The following is a 17,990-nucleotide window of genomic DNA, read 5'->3' on the forward strand; positions in this document are numbered from 1 at the left end:
CGCGCTCCCTTCCGGAGAGACACGAGTCACATGAACCTTATGAGCCACTCCCGTCGCTTTATTCATGACACCCGTTGACACGCCCGCCCTCTCACAGTCTTGCGCACAGCGGTGCTGCGAGCCTCTCCCGGCTAACTGACGGAAAGGTGCTATGGCCATGGCCGAACCATCGCCTGCTGGTTGCTCTGTATGCGGCGGCCCGCTTCAGTCTGCCTCGAAAACGGTCAGATCGTCGAAGTCTCGTTACTGTTCGAACGCCTGCCGCCAGCGCGCCTACCGGCTGCGCGTCAAAGACAGCTGCCGTGACACGGCCGGGTACAGCCCCCCCACACAGCTGAGCAGCTTCGTCGGACGTGCCGGAGACGTCGCTGAAGTCCGCAGACTCTTGCGGGGCACCAGACTGCTGACGCTGACCGGCCCTGTGGGAGTGGGCAAGACCCGGCTGGCCCTGGACATAGCGGACCGGGAGCACCGCAGCGGGCGCTACGAGGTGGCATCGGTCGACCTGGATGGCGTGTCAGACCCAGAGACAGCGCTTCGGCGGGTGGCGAGCAGCACCGGCGTCGACGGAGACGGCCGGCATCGCGCCGGCGACAAGGAGGCGCTGCTGGTGCTCGACAACTGCGAGGAGCTGCTCGACTCGTGCGGAACCGTGGTGCGCCGTTCGCTGGCCCGTCGGCCGGGTCTGCGGGTGCTTGCCACCAGCCGTGAGCCGCTGCGGCTGCCCGGCGAGGCGGTGTACCGGCTGGCCGGGCTCAGCCTTCCGGCCGCCGGCCCGCGGATCGGCCTGGTGGACCACCTGCGCTCGGGCGCCGTCCAGCTCTTCATGGACCGTGCCCGAGCGGTCTCGCCCTACTATCAGCTGACCAAGGAGAACGCTTCGCTGATCGCCGAGATCTGCGCCCGGTTGGACGGGCTGCCGCTGGCGATCGAGATGGCCGCCCTCCTCGTGCGGGTCTTCCCGCTGGAGGAGATCAATGCCCGGCTGGAGGACCGGCTGTCCCTGCTGTCCAGCGGCTGGCGTACCGCGAGCGAGCGCCATCGCAGCCTGCGGGCGAGTCTGGACTGGAGTTATCGACTGCTCACCGGCGACGAGCAAGTGCTGTACCGGCGGCTGTCCGCCCTGACCGACGGGTTCACCGCGGAGGCGGCCGCCGCTGTGGCTGCCGACAGCATTCTGGCACCTGAGTCGGTTCCCGAGCTGCTGGCACAACTGGAATCCAAGTCGGTGATCACCGCGCAGACCGGACGGGCGGGCACCGGCCGCTTCCGGTTTCCCGAGTCGGTACGACTCCATGGGCACGAGCAGCTGCTGGCCGAGGGCGAAGCGCACAGAGCGTACTCCCGGTCGGCGGTCTGGCTGGCGGAACTGGCGAAGCCGCTCAGCCTTCATGCGGTGATCCGCCCGCAGACGGTGAGAGCTCTGGCGGAGGAACGCGGCAATCTGTCGCACGTTCTGGCCCGGGGCGCCGGCAGCGCGGACGACCGCCTCCTGCTCGCGGGTGCTCTGGCGTTGGTCGAGGTCTCCCGGGAACCGAAGGAGCACCACAGTGTCCTGGTCTCCGAGGTGCTGGCCGGAGCGGGCCCCGATGCCCGCCATCGCGACATCGCGCTGGAGGGCGCGGCGGTGCTCGCCGGTTACCGGGAGGACCTGATGGAGGCGCGGCGCCTGGCCGAGCAGGCGGCCTCGCTTGCTCGTCGGCGCAACAGCGTGTCGCTCAGCCGGGTACTCCTGCTGCTGGGCACGGTGAGGGACCTGTCCGGGGACCAGACAGGAGCGACGATGAGCTACGCGCAGTGTCTGAAGGTGAGCCGGCGGGACGGCGACGAGTTGATGGAGGCGGTCTGCCGGAACTCCATCGCCTGGCGCCTGTTGGAGCACGGCAGCGCCGACGACGCCCAGCATCTGGTGCGGATGAACTTGTCCCTCGTACGGGCGCAGGGATCACCGGGCCAGCTGATCGCCAGTCTGCACCTGGCCGGAGCGCTGGCTCTGGAGCAGAACAACACGATCGCTGCCGAGCGGCACTTCGCCGAGTCGCTGCGCGGCGACTCGATGCATCCCAGTCAGACGGCAGCGACGATGGAGGGGCTGGCGGTCACCGCGGTCCGCAACTCGCGGTTCGAGCGCGCCTTGCGTCTGTTCGGCGTGGCCGAGACGCTCGGTTCCTCTCCGCTGAGCGTGCGACGCTGGTGGCGGGAGCAGGTCACAGTGGCCCGGCAGGTGGCGCTCCGGGCACTGCCCGCGGCTCGCACCGAGGCGGCTCTGGCGTCCGGGCGTGCTCTGTGGAACGGTTCTGCGGCGACCTGGCCGCTGGGCCACGACCCCGATGTGCCGGCCGACAGCGGCCCGCTGAGTTCACGCGAGTGGCATGTGGTGACTTTGATCCAAGAGGGACTGACCAACCGACAGATAGCCGAGCACCTGCACCTGTCGGTACGCACGGTGGAGACACACGTCCGCAACGCCCGTTCCGCCCTCGGGCTCCGCTCACGCAGCCACGTGGCGGCCTGGGCCGCGCAGAACGGGCCCGGGACAGCAGCCGTCGGCCGGTCCCCAGGCGGCACCGGCCGTCCGCAGGTGGCCGCGCTTGTGCTGCCGTCCGGTGCTACGACGACCGGCGGCCCGGCGGACCCGCGTGGGGTGGTCTTCTGCACATACGCCGCCTGACCGGCACCACCGGGCAGGGACAGGTCAGCCGCGCCAGGCGGCGTCCAGCCTGGCGAGGACATCGCCGCCGTACAGACGGTGCGCCTGCTGGAGGGAGAACTCGGCGAGGTAGGTGCGAAATGCCTCGACCGGCTCCTCGGCAGCGATGAGCATGTGCCGGTTGGCGACCACGGCCGGACCGGCGAGCCGGCCGGCCGCAGCCTTCACCGCGTCGTCCAGCGCGCCCGGATCGACTACATCATCGATGAGCAGTGCGGCCTCGGGGTCGCGGACGTGGATGCGCCGCCCGCCGAGAATGACCCGGCGGGCGGGCCGGGCGCCGAGGTGGCGGGTGAGCCGCAGATTGGCCAGGCCCGGCACGATCCCCTCTTCCGCCGCGGGCAGGCTCAGATAGGCGTCGTCCTCGGCGACGACGTGGTCGCAGGCGAGCAGGATCTGGGCTCCGCCACCGATGGCGAAAGTGTCCACCACCCCGATCCAAGGTTTCTGACGGAGGACGGGCCCGTCTTCGCCACCGAGGCCGCGCAGCATTTTGGCGATGTAGCCGAGTTCCCGGGTGAGGAGGAAGTCGACGAAGGAGATCCGGCCGCGCCGCAGCTCCTTGAGGTTGATCCCGGCGCTGAAGACGCGGCGCCCGGCGTAGCGGGGGCTGTCGACGACGCCGCCGCGCAGGACGCCCACCTGTACGTCCGGGTTGAGCAGAGCCAGGTCGACGAGGGTTTCCAGGTCTTCGACGTGCTGGTTGTCCTCGGCATTGAGGCAGTGTGCGTTGGTGATCGTCAGATGTGCGACACCCTCGCGGCACTCCAGTTGGGCCGCTGTGAGGCGGACCTGCCCGGTCTCACGCAACCGGTCCAGCAGAGCGAGCGCCGCAGCCGTCGGGTGGCGCATCGACTCGATCAGATGCTCGCCGGCAACACGATCGGCGAGCAGAGCGTGGAAGAACAGACCCTGGTCGATCTCGCGCCCTTCCTTCCCCGCCTGGTGGCGCTCCGCCTCCTCGGCGAGCTGCCGACGCGACGGCACCAGACCGGGGAACCGGTCACCCGCCGTGAGGGCGAGTTCGGATGCGCGGGGCCGGGTGGTCAGACCGGCGGTCAGGTCGTCGTAGACGCGTCGGGCGTGCTTGCGCAGGAAAGCGGCACGGGCATGCCGGGCAGCACGGTGTGCCTCGGCGGCGGTGGCCACTTGGCCCGGGTCGCGGTCGGCTGGAGCGGGGACAGTCTGCAGGCGGGCTTCGCAGCGGGCGAGTTCGATACGGGTCGCGTCCCAGTCCGCGGCGAAGTCGTCGTGCGCCATGGCCGGTCGGGTAGCGGCCGGGCTCACTTTTCCCCCTGGGGAACCGCAGCCCGCAGCGAGCGGTCGCAGGCCGCCAGATGAGTCCCTAGGGCGTTCTCGAACGGGACGGTCGTCGCTTCCAGCAACAGACTGCGGCGGATGGCGGGTTCGCTGCCGCCCGGACGGGCCGCCCGCTGCCACAGCGCGGTGACGACGGCGTCGGGGTCGTCGGTGACCTCGTCGAGGAGGCCGACATCGAGCAGCCGCTCGGCCGCCATCTCGCCGGGGAGCAGCACGAGGCGTCGTGCGGCGGCATGGCCCACCTGGAGCGCCAGCCGGTACAGCGCCATGCCCGGCCAGGCACCGTCGGCGCGGCTTGCCGGGCTCACGGTGGTGCCGACGGCTGCGATCCGGTAGTCGGTGACGAGCATGACGTCGAGGACGGCCTGGCCGCAGGGCCCGTCGAGGACGGCCACGGTGAAACGGTCGAGCCGCTCCAGCCGGCGCAACGCCTTCTCCCATTTGCCCACGAGGTGGACGTCCGGCCGGCCGGGCCAGTCACCGGGGACGGCGCCGGTGCCCGACAGCAGGCGCAGTTGCAGGAGAGTGCCCGGATCCGTGTCCTCCGCACTCTCGCAGACATCGACGAGCGCGCCGACCGTGGAGGGCGTCAGCGGCCCGGCGAGGTCGAGGGTGGCTTGCATAGCCTGGACAGAGGTCGACGGGGAGAGGGGCACCGGCACCGGGCTGGCTCCTTCGGTGTGGCAGCGGCTGGGAAGAACCGGACAGAGGGGGATCGGGTCGTGTGGTGCCGGGGCAGGTCCCTCAGAAACGGATGAGGGCGGTTTCGATGGTCGAGCCCGGTCCCATGGTCATCAGCAGGCCGTACTCGCCGGGCCGCGCGACGCCTTCGCGCTTGAGGCGTTGAAGCGAGAAGAGGAACGAGCCGCTTGAGACGTTGCCGTACTCCCGCAGCACAGCAGTGGTGTGCCGGACGTCGTGGCGGGTCAGGCCGAGGTTGACCCGCACCGAGTCAATGACTTTCCTGCCGCCGGAGTGGATCAGCCAGTGCGCGATGTCGGAGCGCCGCAGCCCGGTCCCCCGCAGCAGTCGGCCGATGACGTCCGCTGCCGCAGCGCCCACCACGTAAGGCACGTCGCGGTCGAGGAAGAAGCTGTACTTGCCAGACTGCTCGTCCCAGTCGTACCGCATGGCGCCGAGGGAGTCCGCGATGATGTGGCTGGCGAAGCGGAGCACCCGCGGACCCGGCGCGGCGGTTGCGGCGGGCATCGAGACGAGGGTGACCCCGGCCGCGCCGTCGCCGAAGAGACCGTTGACCACCGAGGTGCGCATGCTGCCGTCGAAGACGTACGCGGCGGAACAGACCTCCACGCACAGCATCACCGCCAGACGGCCGGGATGGGCGAGGCTCCAGCCCGTGACCGCGTTGAGCGCGTTGAGTCCGGCGTTGCAGCCCATGCCCACCACGTCGAGCCGGCTGACCTCGGTGCTGAGGCCGAGTTCGGTGATGAGCAGGGCGGTCAGGCCAGGGGTGAGCATGCCCGTGCTGGTGACGCAGCACAGATAGCCGATGTCCGCGTATGTGTGTCCCGAGTCCGCGAGGCAGGCGTCGAGTGCGGCGGCCCCCAGTACGACGCCCTGCCGGGCCTGCTTGCGTAGGAGCGCCCCCTGTGACTCATCGGCGGGACGGCCGTCGGGTCCGGGGGCCGCCAGGGTGAGGTGGCGACGGTCGATGGCACTGTTGAGGAAGACCGAGCGGATACGCGGATCGGTGACCTGGTAGAGGTCGAGCACCTCCTGCTGGGAATAGGAGGATTCCGGGACCGCCGTCCCCACTCCGGCGATCGAGCACACCACCGGGTGAGCCTCGGCCGGCACCGGAAGCAGTTCGGGCACCGCGCGTGGCAAAACGGTGGAATTCATCGTATTCATGCGCGGCTGTCCTCCTGACCGTATCGGAGGTGCATCCGCTGGTGCCGGGTGCCGGGATCGTCGGCCGCGCGCTCGGGCGGCCTCGGCGGATCCTGCGCGGCTTCGACGCGCGTGAGGCCAGGCTGCCGCACCGACCAAGCCGCCAGGTGGGCGCGGGAACGCAGCCCGTGCAGATGACGTACGTGCCGGATGTGGGTCTCGACGGTGCGGACGGAGATGTGCAACCGGATCGCGATCTGCTGGTTGGTGAGTCCCTCGGTGAGCAGGCTGATGACTTCTCGCTCCCGGTCGGTGGGGGCGGCCGGCCGGCCGGCGGGCGCACCGTCTTCCTCGTCCAGCGCGTAGGCGACGGCCTGACGTGCCGTGAGGGCCGCTCCGGCCCGCGCGGCGGCACGCGCCCGGCTATTGGGCAGCGCCCGGAAGGCGACGGTGCGCGCCTCACCCACGTACTGCTGCCACCACGGAGGGGCGGGATCGCCGGTGTGCTCGCGCAGTGCGTGCGCGGCGCCCGACAGCCGCAGGGACCGTTCCGGAGCGCTCGTCGCCGCGGCGACGAGCGCCATGCCCTCCAGGTTGTAGGCGGTGAGCGATGTGTCGGTGCAGGACTCGATCAGGCCGGAAACGAAGTGGCCGGTCGCGGCGGTGAGATCGCCCAGGCGCAGTTCGAGGGCGCCCAAGGCATGACCCAGCGCCGCCAGTATCGGGGAGGGCGGGACACCAGGATCGGCAAGGGCCAGCGTGCGGGCGGTCTCGGCGGCCCGCACGAGCCGTTCCTGGCCCACGAGGTGTCCGAGGAGATCGGTTCGGCACCAGAACTCGGTCTCCTTGTCGCCCATGCGGGCGGCGAGCTCCGCACCGTCGGCAGCGTCACGTACGGCGCCGTCCAGGTCGCCGGCCCGAGCGCGGACCGAGGCGCGCGCACGCAGACGGTGCGGCAGTGCGCGGGGGGCGCAGCGTTCGAGCGTCACCGCCCTGTCGGCCAGCCGGAGGGCGAGGCCGCAGTTGCCACCCCGCGCCGCGAGCACCGCCATGGTGGAGAGAGCGGTGCCGTAGCCGGCGGTGCCGGGTGCGATATGGGACAGAGTTCGGGCCAGACGGAGGATGCCGACGCGGTCGGCTACGGCGTCTCGCGCCACCAGGAGGGCGACCGCAAGGTCGACTTGGCGTTCGTCGGCGGTCTGTGCGAGCAGGTCGACGGCGGCCGTCACATTGTCGATCTCCTCCAAGAGCCCCTCCGATGCGCAGCCGGGCAGGAGTCCGGCCATGGTGTGCGGCCGGACCAGTCGCAGCATGGCACCGGCAAGCCGCGCCTCGGCACCGGGCCGTTCCGCCGACTCGGCGAGGCGGTCGAGGGCGAAAGCCCGTACCGAGCCTGTCATCGCCAGCCGTGCTCCCGCGCCGAGCCCTCGGCGGACCGCCAGAAGGGACCTGGCCTCCAGGGAGCGCAGCAGGGGAAGTGTCGGCGCGGGCGTGTCCCCCGCGGCCGGCACGTGGATGACGGCCTGGGCGGTGGCCGGCTCGAACGTGCCCGCGAAGACGGCGAGCTGCCGGAAAGCGGCCTGTTCCGCGGCGGACAGCCGCCGGTAGCTCCAGTCGATCGCCGTGTAAAGGCTGCTGTGGCGTCCGTCGGTGACGCACCGGCCGGTGGACAGGACGGTGAAGCGGTCCTTGAGGGCGGCCAGGACCGCGGCGGGTGTCCGCACCCGCCCCAGTTCCGCGGCCAGTTCGATGGCCAGCGGATTACCGTCCAGCGCCTGGCAGATACCCGCGACGTCTTCCAGCTGCCCGGCTGTGAACGGATCGTCGCGGCCGGCCCGGGCGCGGTCGACGAAGAGCCGCATGGCGGCGCCGGGGGTGCACCCGTCGGGGGCTCTGGTCGGCAGACCGGTGACGGTGTAAACCGTCTCGCCGGGCAGGAGCAGCAGTTCCCTGGAGGTCGCGAGCGCCTTGAGCCGCGGGCACTGCGACAGCACGGTGGCGAGCAGCTCACCGCAGGCGGCCAGGTCGTGCTCGCAATTGTCGAGCAGCAGCAATGTCTCGTCCCGCTCCCGGAACGCCGTGACAAGAGCGTGCAGGATCGGTGTGTCCGGGGCGGGGACGACGCCGGCCAGATCGGCGACGGCTCGGGCGAGGCCGGCCTCGGCAGCGGTGCCGACGTCCACGCGCAGCTTGGGTTCAAGCCGCTTGCCGAGCAGCTCGACCGCGAGTCGTGTCTTTCCGACGCCCGGCTCGCCGACGAGGGTCAGCAGCCGTGCCTCATCAAGCAGGTATCCCGCCGCGACGAGGTCCTCGTCTCGGCCGTACACCGGGCCGACGTGGGCACACGGGGCGGCCGGAGCACATGCGGCCAGCGCCTTTCTGCGGGAGGCAGTGGTGTGGTCGGCGAGCCCTTTGGCACAGGTCTCCCACGCCGTGGACACGTGTGCGCGCCTCCTCGTCAATCGCCCATGGCCTCGATGAGGCTCTTGGGCCGCAGATCCGTCCAGTTCTCTTCGATGTAGGCCAGGGAGGCCTCGCGGGTGTCCTTGTCGTGTGCGATCGTCCAGCCCTCGGGAACATCGATGAAACTCGGCCACAGCGAGTGCTGGCCCTCGTCGTTCACAAGCACCAGGAATTCGCCATCGGGGTCGTCGAACGGGTTCACGTTCAGCTCCTCGGCTGTGTGCGGCAGTTCGTCGGTCAGGATCCGGTGGGACGGGTTCCGCCGACATCGGTGATGACCACCGTTACGGCAGGCGGTAGGCAGCCTGCGGCAACGGTGCGGTGTGGTCAAACCGAGGCCCAGGCCAGCCCGCGAGCAGCCGCGGGCGACGGGCATCCGGCGAGGGTCAGAGCTTCGCGCAGTTCGTCTCGGAGCAGATCGAGCACCGTCCGCACGCCCGTTCCGCCGCCCGTGGCCAGGCCCCACAGGACCGGCCGGCCGTAGAGGACCCCGTCGGCACCGCAGGCAAGGGCGCACAGCACGTCGGCACCGTCCCGGACACCGCTGTCGAACAGGACGGGGCACCGGCCGTCGGCCTCGGCCACGATCGGGGGCAGCGCCGTGATCGACGCGATCGCACCCGCGAGTTGCCGCCCACCGTGGTTGGAGACGATGATCCCGTCCACGCCGTACCGGACCGCCAGCGCCACGTCCCGTGGGTCGAGCAGACCCTTGAGGAGGATCGGCAGCGCGGTGGAGTCGCGCAGCCAGGCGACGTCGGACCAGTCGGCCGACGGATCGAAGTTCGCGGCGGTGTGTGCCACGAGCGCCGAGCCGTTGGCGGTGGCCCGGTGCAGTTCACGGCCGTGGGCGCCGTCGAGAAGGGCGGCGGTCACGGTGGGCGGCAGTGCGAAGGCGGAGCGGATGTCTCGGCGCCGCCGACCCATCACGGGGGCGTCCACGGTGACGACGAGCGCCGAGCAGCCGACCAGTTCGGCACGGCGGACGACGTCCAGCAGAAGTCCGCGGTCGCGCAGCCAGTAGAGCTGAAGCCAGAGGTCACCTCCGACCGCGGCGACGGCCTCCAACGTGCGGCTGCTGAGCATCGGCAGGACGAACGGCACTCCGGCCCCGGCGGCGGCGCGAGCGGTCGCGACCTCACCATCCGGGTGAATGAGACGCTGGAAGGCCATGGGCGCCACCGCGACCGGCATCGCGGTCTCGTGGCCCAGCAGCCGCCCGGCGGTGGTGGCGGTACCGCCCGACAGCACCCTGGGCGTGAGGCGCAGCCGGTCCAGAGCGGACCGGTTGAGCGCCTGGACGGACTCGTCCCCGGCGCCGCCGGCGAGGAAGTCCCATATGTGCGGGGGGAGTCGGTCTGCGGCGGCGCGCTCCAGGTCGGCCACGCATACGAGGGGTGTGGAGGTCACGGCGGACGGGCTGTCGGCGACACTCAATGGATCTCTTTCAGGTCGCGGGAACATGCGCCGACGGGCACCGGCGGCGGTTCGCCGCGCACGTCCTGCGCCGGCGGCTGTTCCGTGCCGGTCAGTGGGAAGCGGCGGACAACGGACCGACAGCGCAGCGCACGACGGGCCTGCGGACCGGACGGCGGGTCGGCCACCGGTGTCAGGTTCCGGGGGCCCGCCGGCCGGCCGATGTCCCGCGTCGCGGCGGGTGCCGCGATTCTGCCGCGTGTGCCAGGTTTCTTCGCGGCGGCGCCTGGGGCATCGGCGTTCGCCGCCGTTACGCCCGGGGCGCGCCGGGCGTGTAACGGTGGCGACCACGGATGTCTGGCAGAGTGATGGGCCGAAGAGTGCGGACATGGAACTCGCGGAACTGAACGCAGCGCTGGACGACCCGCTCCTGGAGTCGATGAACTTCCTCAACGAGGTGGCCATCCGCTTCCCGGACTCTGTCTCGCTCGCCGCGGGCCGGCCTGTCGATGACCATTTCGACCCGGCGGAGCTGGAGGGGTACCTGTCTCGCTTCCGACGGTATCTGAGCGCCGATCTCGGATACGACCAGCGGCGTGTCGCGCAGACGCTCTTCCAGTACGGACGCACCAAAGGCATCATTCATGACCTGATCGCCCGTCATCTCAGGGTGGACGAGGGGGTGAGGGCCGATCCGGAAGCCATCGTCGTCACCGTCGGCGCGCAGGAGGCACTCCATCTGCTTCTGCGGGCCCTGCGAGCGGAACCGCGGGACGTGGCACTGGCGGTCGCCCCCACCTACGTGGGATTCACCGGTGCCGCCAGGCTCATGGACCTGCCCGTGCTGCCGGTGGCCTCCGGAACGAGCGGCGTGGACCTGGCCGACCTGCGGGCGCGGCTGCTGCAGGCCCGTGCCGACGGACTGCGGCCCCGATGCCTGTACGTGGTACCGGACTTTGCGAACCCCACGGGTATCTCGCTCGATCTGCCCACACGGTACCGCCTGCTGGAAGCGGCCCGCGAGGAACGACTGCTGCTCATCGAGGACAACCCCTACGGGGCTTTCACCGGGCAGGACGGCCGGCTGCCGACACTGCGGTCCCTCGACACCGGCGCACAGGTGGCGTACGTCGGATCGTTCGCCAAGACGGTGCTGCCCGGCGCCCGGGTGGGATACGTGGTGGCCGACCAACGCGTGCGCGGCCGGGGCCACGGCTACTTCGCGGACGAACTCGGCAAGATCAAGAGCATGGTGACGGTGAACACCTCACCCCTGAGCCAGGCGATCGTCGCAGGCCATCTGCTGGCCCACGACTTCAGCGTCATAAGGGCGAACGCCGCGGTGGCCACCCGCTACCGGCGGAATATGAGTCTGATGCTGGCCGGGCTGGAGAGGCGATTCCCGGCTGGCGGGGACGTCACCTGGAACGTACCGTCCGGCGGGTTCTTCATCGTGCTGTCGGTTCCCTTCCGAGCCGACGACGGGCTGCTGGAGCACTCTGCACGTGAGCACAAGGTGCTGTGGACGCCCATGAGCCACTTCTACGGTCGTACGGGCGGTGAGACCCAACTGCGGCTGTCATGCAGCTCGCTCACCCCCGAGGACATCGAAACGGGCCTGGACCGGTTGGCCGCCCTCGTGGCCGAGCAGCGATCACGTGCCGCGCAGGCACCACGCTGACACGGCTAACGAAAGGCGTTGAAGAACCGCAGCATCTCGCCGTTGACCGCCTCCGGCTGCTCGATGTGACCGGCGTGCCCCGCATCGGGGATCACCACGTGTCCAGCGCCCTTGATGGCCTCTGCCAGCTCGGCGCCCCGGGAAGGAGGCGTGATGATGTCGTCGGCGAAGGACAGCACGAGGCAGGGGGTGACTATCGCGGCATAGGCCGCCCGCCGGTCCTCGGTGAGCTGGGCTGACAACTGGGCGTGGGCGTACGGGCCCGAGCCGTCGTTCTGACTCATCTCGAAGAGGTCGAGCCACATCCGGACGGCGTCGTCGTCGGCGAGGGTGCGCGGTGACAGGGTCTGTGCGGCGCGCACTGCGGCCTCGTACACCGGCGGGAGTGTCGTGCCGCTCTCCGTGAGCGCGTGGTCCGCGACCGTCAGGGCTCGGCCGTAGGCATCGGGGCGAGCGCGGCTGGCGATGAGGACCGCTTGCCGGACACTGTTCGTCATGGTCAGGAACTCCTGGGCCACCAGCGCGCCGAGGGAGACGCCGACCAGGCGAAACGGTGTGGTGAAGTACGCTTCGGTGAAATCTCGCAGGTCCTCGACCAGCTCACTGAGCGAGAGCGGCCCTGGCACCGGTGCGCTGAGTCCCGCTCCCCGATTGTCGATCGTGACGGTGCGGTATCCGGCACCGGTGAGCGCCGCCACCTGGTACATCCAGGTGCGGCCACGAGCCCCGCTCCCGGGCACCAGGAGCACCGGCTCGCCCGCACCGTACTCCTCGTAGTGGATTGAACACCTGTCGAGGTTCAGCAATGGCATGTCAGACGACCTCACCAGCGAGTTCCGGTACCGCACCCGGCAACGCCGGGGCGGCCGGATTTCGTGACTGAGCAGTAATGATCCAGGGCGCGGCCGCAACCGGCCGGTGCCACCACTCGTCCGGGAAGTCCGCCGTCACAGGGCGCCGGGTGCAATGTCGGCCGCTGCGGCGCGCTGGTGTTCGACGGCCTCGTAAAGCGCCTTGATGTTGCCGCTGCCGAAGGTCCGGGCGCCGAGCCGCTCGATCACCTCGAAGAAGAGGGTGCGGCGAGGGTGCGTGGAGCGCGTGAAAATCTGGAGCAACTGGCCGTCCATGTCCTGGTCGACCAGAATGCCGTTGGCCCGCAGCCGCTCGATGCCGTGGCGGGCGGGCTCAAGACGGCCGGCAAGCCGGTCGTAGTAGGTGCCCGGCGTGCTGAGGAAGTCGACACCGTTGGCGTGCATCCGTTCCACCGCCGTGACGATGTCCCCGGTGGTGAAGGCGATGTGCTGGACACCGGCTCCCCCATGGTCCGCGACGAAGGCGTCGATCTGTCCGGGCTCCCGAGTAAGGTCCGGCTCGATGACCGTGAAGGTCACCCCGCCCGACCGGCTCTGCACGACGATGGAGTCCATGGCTTGCGCGCCGACGACTATCCGTTCGGCAAAGACGGTCCGGAAGTCGAACACCTTCTCGTAGTACTCGACCGTGGGCCGCAGCCTGCCGGCTTCGACGCAGACTGCGAAGTGGTCGATGCTGTCGAGAGAGCCGGCCATCGGCACCGCTTCCGGCCCACTGGGCTCGGTGATCGTGAACCTGGGCAGCGCTCGTGCGTCCACTCCCGGGGAGCGCTGTACGAAGGTGTGCACGACATCGCCGAAGCCCGTGACGGCCGCCGTCACGATCCCGTTCCACTCCTCGGGTTCGCGGACCGGCAGCGCGCCGCGCCGTACGGCCTCGTAGTAGGCCTCGGTGGCGTCGTGGGTGCGCAGGGCGATCGTCGTGACGCCGTCGCCATGCCGTTCCAGGTACACGGCGTTCACTGGGTCGGCCTCGGTGAGCACAAGGTGTATGTCGGCCCGGCCGAGTGCGGTGCTCCGGAGGCCGCGGGCGTCCTGTTCCGAGAAGCCGTAGCAACGCATGCCGTATCCGGTGAGCCACTGCTCACCGGACAGGGAAAGGCTGGCGACAGCCATGCCCACATGGTCGACTTCGAGGCTGTCAAAAACACTCACGACGCTCCCTTTCCGTCGGTGCCGCGACTCCTCACGGAGTGGGTAGAAGTGGTGCTTCGCCTCACCGGCGGCTCTGACGTGGCGTTCAGCATGGACCCCCACCACGACCACGGCATCCGCGATCACCACCGTTACGTGTCCCGGTTCCCCTCGTTTGTCTTGTCCACGGGGGCCGCTCTTCGGGAAGCCGTGACAGGTCTGCCGGCGTTGGTCGAGAACGGTGCTGTACTGCGCGAGGTCGGCTGCAGTGCCGTGGCGGGACGGCCGATGATCCAGCTCAACAGCGGGCCGGCCATCGCGGTGGTGACCACGGCCATGACGACCATGAGCGAGTACAGGTCGGGACCCAGGAAACCCAGTTGCAGGCCGACGTTCAGCACGATGAGTTCGGTCAGGCCGCGGGTGTTCATCAGCGTCGCCAGCGCGGCAGACTGTCGCAGCGGCATACCGTTGAAGCGGGCGGCGAGGAAGGCCCCGGTGAACTTGCCGCCGATGGCCACCAGCAAGATCAGGCCCAGCGCGCCCAGGCCGCCGACGTCCAGTCCGGACAGGTCCACACTGAGGCCGGCGACCAGGAAGAACACCGGCAACAGCAGGGTGCCGCTGAGGTGACCGAGGCGTTCTTGCACGTCGGCGCGGACCTGCTCGGTGCCGCTGCGCGGAAGGATCATGCCGAAGAGGAACGCGCCAAAGATGTAGTGCAGGCCCAGCCACTCGGTGGCGGAGGCGGACAGCAGCAGACCCACCACGACACCCGCGAATACGGTCGGGGTCATCCGCGCGGAAGGCCGGCGGGCGACCAGGCGGGCCAGCAGGGGGTGTACGACGAAGAACATGCCCAGCAGGTAGGGCACGGCGAGCAGGATGCGCCATTGGTCGGAGCCGGCCGAGCCGCTCACGGCGACCACGGCGGCGAGCAGCGACCATGCCAGCACGTCGTCGACGGCGGCACAGGCCAAAGCAATCACGCCGAGCGGGGAGCGGGTCATGCGCCGATCGGTGAGGATCCGGGCCAGCACCGGGAAGGCGGTGATGGACATGGCGATGCCCATGAAAAGCATGAACGACGTGTGGTCGCCGCTGCCGTAGTCGTCCATCAGATAGACCGCCAGCAGGATGCCCAGGCCGAAAGGCAGCAAGACGGAGCCGAGGGAGACGATGGCGGCGAGGGAGCCGCTGTCGCGGATCATCGCCGCGTCCCACTCCACTCCTACCAGGAACATGAAGACGGCGACACCGACGGCGGCCAGGGCGCTGAGCAGCGGCCGGATGCTGTCGGGGAAGAGCGTGTCGGAGACGGCCCCGTGCAAGAAGGTCGGTCCCAGCGCGATACCGGCGAGGACTTCGCCTATCACGGCTGGCTGGTGGATACGGCGGGCCAGCGCACCCAGCGCGCGTGCCAGCAGCACGATGACGGCGAGGCCGAAGAGCAGCGAGGAGGTCTGATCGGTGGTCATCGCCACAGGTCTCCGTGAGTGGGGTCCGGCCAGAACACGAACGCGGGGGCGGCGAAGACTGCAGAACAGGCAGAGGATCTCGGTGGCCGTCGTACACGGTCACCGGGGCCCCGCCCGCGCCGCAGCTGGCCAGTATCAGTGCGGCGGCTCACGCAATCAGCGCGTTTCGACCGGCAGCGCTCCATAACCTGTCCTCTCCGGGTTGCGAAGCCGTCGATCCTTTTAGGGCCGGCGACGTGCCTGCGGGCCGATCGGGCAGTGCCACCATCAGCAGTGCCCTGTTCTGTCCCTGTCCTTGGCAAGGGACGGCGGGCTCATGTCCGCCGTGAAGTTGCCGCTCAGATCGGCTCGCTGCCGCTGGTCCGGCCTGTCCACGGTCCTCTGGAACGACCCGACCGGCGGCCGCAGATGACTGGCTGACGGCGGTTCCCGGTCGCTCGGCGTCGCGCGAACGGTATGCGGGCCACCCGAACCGTCTTGAGCCAACCGCGGCCGAGTCGAGTTCCTTCGCGCCCGCGTCTCGCTCAGCGCACTCCGCCTCGTGGTTTCTGTTCCGGCAAGGTCTCCGACAGAGCCTTCCAGACGAGCCGCATCACATCGGCCTTGTACATCTCGGCATGGCCAACGGCCACCTTGAGTTCGCGAATAACTCCGGAGACGTGGGGCCGCCACCGTTCGAGTTCATCGCCGGAGGCGTCCTGGCTCGACACAAAGAGCATGTCCGCGTCGAGGGAACCGGGCTGGTGAGCAGACACGAGGCGGAGATTGTTGTAGCTGACTTTGGCAATCATGTCCGCCTGCTCTGCGGCAAGGACACCGATGTCGGTATCGTCTTCGACATCGCGACGGGCGACCACTGTCTGGGTCTCGGGCGAAGCGACGACGGTGCGGCGGTCACTATCGACGCTCTTGTATTCCCCTCCGGTCTGCATCACATCATCGCCCACGTCTTTTCGCGGTACGGAATCGAGCAGCACAAGCGATCCGATATCCTCGCCTGCGGCTTTCAGCTGAACGGCCATCTCGTGCGCGACCAGCCCACCGAACGACCAGCCGAGCAAATGATAAGGACCAGTAGGCTGAACTCGGCGGATCTCGGCGACATACTCAGTGGCCATCTCGGACAGCGTTTCCGGCAGTCGCGACGCGCCGTCCACGCCTCGGGCTTGAATGCCGTAAACAGGCTGATCGGTGGGTACTGATCGAGCCAGATACAGGTATTCCCAGCCCAGACCCCGCCCCGCGTGCACACCAAAGATCGGAGGCTTGTCGCCCTGTACCCGGAAGGGCAGCAGCAGTCCGCGCCCCGTGCGCTGCTCAGACCAGGCAAGGCGCCTGGCGATCCCGGCTACGGTTGGTGTCTGGAAAAGCTGCCCGATGGTCATTTCGACTCCCAGAACCGTGCGGAGTCGGTTGGCCAGACGCATCGCTAGCAGCGAATGGCCTCCGAGTTCGAAGAAATTGTCGTCGACACCGACTGCCTTGAGTCCGAGCACCTCTGCGAAAACCAGGCAGAGCGCCTCCTCTCCCACCGTGGTGGGCTCGTGACTGACGCTGCCAGAGTATTCAGGCACAGGCAGCGCCCGCCGGTCGAGTTTGCCGTTGACCGTCAGCGGAAGGGTGTCGAGTACCACCACCGCTGAGGGCACCATGTGCGCGGGCAGCCGCAGGGCGGCATGCTCGCGCACCACCCTGTCCAGAGCGGAGCCGGATTCGGAGCTGACGACGTAGGCGACCAGGCGTTTGTCGCCCGGGGTGTCCTCGCGGACCACGACCGCCGCCTGCGCCACCCCGTCACAGCCGGCGACCACCGCCTCGACCTCACCGGGTTCGATGCGGAATCCGCGGATCTTCACCTGGTCATCAGCCCGGCCCACGAACTCCAGCAGCCCCCCGGCCGTCCAGCGCACCACATCCCCGGTCCGGTACATCCGCTCACCCGCGCCACCGAACGGATCGGCGATGAACCGTTCCGCGGTCAGTCCCGGCCGGCCCGCATACCCCCGCGCCACACCCGCACCCGCCACATACAACTCACCCGCCACCCCGACCGGCACCGGCTGAAGAGCCGGATCCAGCACGAAAACACGCACATTGTGCAGGGGAGTGCCCATCGGGACGGCACCCGCGTGTGCAACGGGTACGGCGTCACCGAACGCCGTCGTCAGCACCGTCGCCTCGCTGGGACCGTACTGGTTGTCCAGCCGCACCCCGCCCAGCATCTCCCCCACCCGGCCGGCCACCCTCCCGGGCAGAGCCTCACCCGCGGCCAGCAGCAGACGAAGATCCGAGCGCCAGCCGTCCGGCACCGCATCCAGGAAAGCGGGCAGCATGGACGGCACGAACTGGGCCACCGTCACGCCCTCACGAACGATCAGATCCACCAGATACCGCGGGTCCCGGTGCCCGCCCGGACGAGCCATCACCACCCTCGCACCCACACTCAGCGGCCACAGGAACTCCCACACCGACACGTCGAACACCACCGGCGACTTGTGCAGCACCCGGTCCGCCGCCGACAACCCGTACCGCGCCTGCAGCCAGCCGACCAGATTGACCACACCCGCCTGCTCGACCACGACGCCCTTGGGCCGTCCCGTCGAACCGGACGTGAAGATCACATACATCGGATGCCCCGGCAGCAGCCGCCCCCGCAGCTCACCCGGCATCACCGCACCACCATCAACCCCCGCCGTCACAGCAGGGTCATCCACCACCAGCCATGCCACATCGCTGTCCCCCGCACCGCTTCCCGGCGTCCCGCTTCCCCGCCGGACCGTCTCCCCCGCACCCAGCACCACTTCCACGCCGGCGTCCGAGAGGATCTGCTCGATGCGTTCCGCGGGATATTCCGGGTCGACGGGTACATACGCGCCGCCGGCTTTGAGGATGCCCAGCAGTGCGACCAGCAGGTCGACCGAGCGGGGCATCACGACCCCGACCAGCGATTCCGGGCCCACGCCCCGCCCGATCAGGACCCGCGCCAGCCGGTTCGAACGGGCATCCAGCTCCGCGTACGAGAGCGACTCCTGCCCGCACACCACCGCGATGGCCTCCGGCGAACG

General features: G+C 69.6%; 12 protein-coding genes. 2 read left to right on the forward strand and 10 right to left on the reverse strand.

The window, feature by feature from the left end:
- Positions 1-385 precede the first annotated feature (385 nt).
- Complete coding sequence (locus tag IEZ11_RS48075) at positions 386-2,671, forward strand: ATP-binding protein (RefSeq protein ID WP_189269435.1); 2,286 nt, start codon at positions 386-388, stop codon at positions 2,669-2,671.
- Between the two features lie 24 nt (positions 2,672-2,695).
- On the opposite strand, the gene dpgC is transcribed toward IEZ11_RS48075, so the two are convergent.
- The 6 genes from dpgC to IEZ11_RS48105 form a co-directional block, all read right to left on the reverse strand.
- A complete protein-coding gene (gene dpgC, locus IEZ11_RS48080; protein WP_189269436.1) occupies positions 2,696-3,970 on the reverse strand; it encodes a (3,5-dihydroxyphenyl)acetyl-CoA 1,2-dioxygenase DpgC in 1,275 nt (424 codons plus the stop codon).
- A gap of 23 nt (positions 3,971-3,993) precedes the next feature.
- A complete protein-coding gene (gene dpgB, locus IEZ11_RS48085) occupies positions 3,994-4,653 on the reverse strand; it encodes an enoyl-CoA-hydratase DpgB (RefSeq protein ID WP_189269437.1) in 660 nt (219 codons plus the stop codon).
- Positions 4,654-4,774: 121 nt separating this feature from the next.
- Positions 4,775-5,893: a 3,5-dihydroxyphenylacetyl-CoA synthase DpgA gene (gene dpgA / locus IEZ11_RS48090; protein ID WP_189269449.1), complete on the reverse strand. Its 1,119-nt coding sequence runs from the start codon at positions 5,891-5,893 to the stop codon at positions 4,775-4,777.
- A 5-nt stretch (positions 5,894-5,898) separates the two neighbouring features.
- Positions 5,899-8,322, reverse strand: coding sequence for an ATP-binding protein (locus IEZ11_RS48095; protein ID WP_189269438.1), 2,424 nt, complete (start codon positions 8,320-8,322; stop codon positions 5,899-5,901).
- Between the two features lie 17 nt (positions 8,323-8,339).
- Positions 8,340-8,552, reverse strand: a complete 213-nt coding sequence (locus IEZ11_RS48100) for an MbtH family protein (protein WP_189269450.1) — start codon at positions 8,550-8,552, stop codon at positions 8,340-8,342.
- Between the two features lie 119 nt (positions 8,553-8,671).
- Positions 8,672-9,754: an alpha-hydroxy acid oxidase gene (locus IEZ11_RS48105; protein WP_229713901.1), complete on the reverse strand. Its 1,083-nt coding sequence runs from the start codon at positions 9,752-9,754 to the stop codon at positions 8,672-8,674.
- A 394-nt stretch (positions 9,755-10,148) separates the two neighbouring features.
- Here IEZ11_RS48105 and IEZ11_RS48110 point away from each other — a divergent pair, with 394 nt between their 5' ends.
- Positions 10,149-11,441, forward strand: a complete 1,293-nt coding sequence (locus IEZ11_RS48110) for an aminotransferase-like domain-containing protein (RefSeq protein WP_189269440.1) — start codon at positions 10,149-10,151, stop codon at positions 11,439-11,441.
- A gap of 5 nt (positions 11,442-11,446) precedes the next feature.
- Here IEZ11_RS48110 and IEZ11_RS48115 read toward each other — a convergent pair whose 3' ends face one another.
- From IEZ11_RS48115 to IEZ11_RS48130, 4 genes are all read right to left on the reverse strand, one after another.
- Positions 11,447-12,253: an alpha/beta fold hydrolase gene (locus IEZ11_RS48115; protein WP_189269441.1), complete on the reverse strand. Its 807-nt coding sequence runs from the start codon at positions 12,251-12,253 to the stop codon at positions 11,447-11,449.
- Between the two features lie 135 nt (positions 12,254-12,388).
- Positions 12,389-13,468 (reverse strand): 4-hydroxyphenylpyruvate dioxygenase, encoded by a 1,080-nt coding sequence (gene hppD / locus IEZ11_RS48120; protein ID WP_189269442.1) that lies wholly within the window; start codon positions 13,466-13,468, stop codon positions 12,389-12,391.
- Positions 13,469-13,599: 131 nt separating this feature from the next.
- Positions 13,600-14,925: a cation:proton antiporter domain-containing protein gene (locus tag IEZ11_RS48125; RefSeq protein WP_189269443.1), complete on the reverse strand. Its 1,326-nt coding sequence runs from the start codon at positions 14,923-14,925 to the stop codon at positions 13,600-13,602.
- Between the two features lie 524 nt (positions 14,926-15,449).
- The coding region (locus IEZ11_RS48130; RefSeq protein ID WP_189269444.1) for an amino acid adenylation domain-containing protein at positions 15,450-17,990 on the reverse strand (2,541 nt) is incomplete at its 5' end.

This window comes from Streptomyces fuscichromogenes, assembly GCF_014645815.1.
GTDB lineage: Bacteria > Actinomycetota > Actinomycetes > Streptomycetales > Streptomycetaceae > Streptomyces > Streptomyces fuscichromogenes.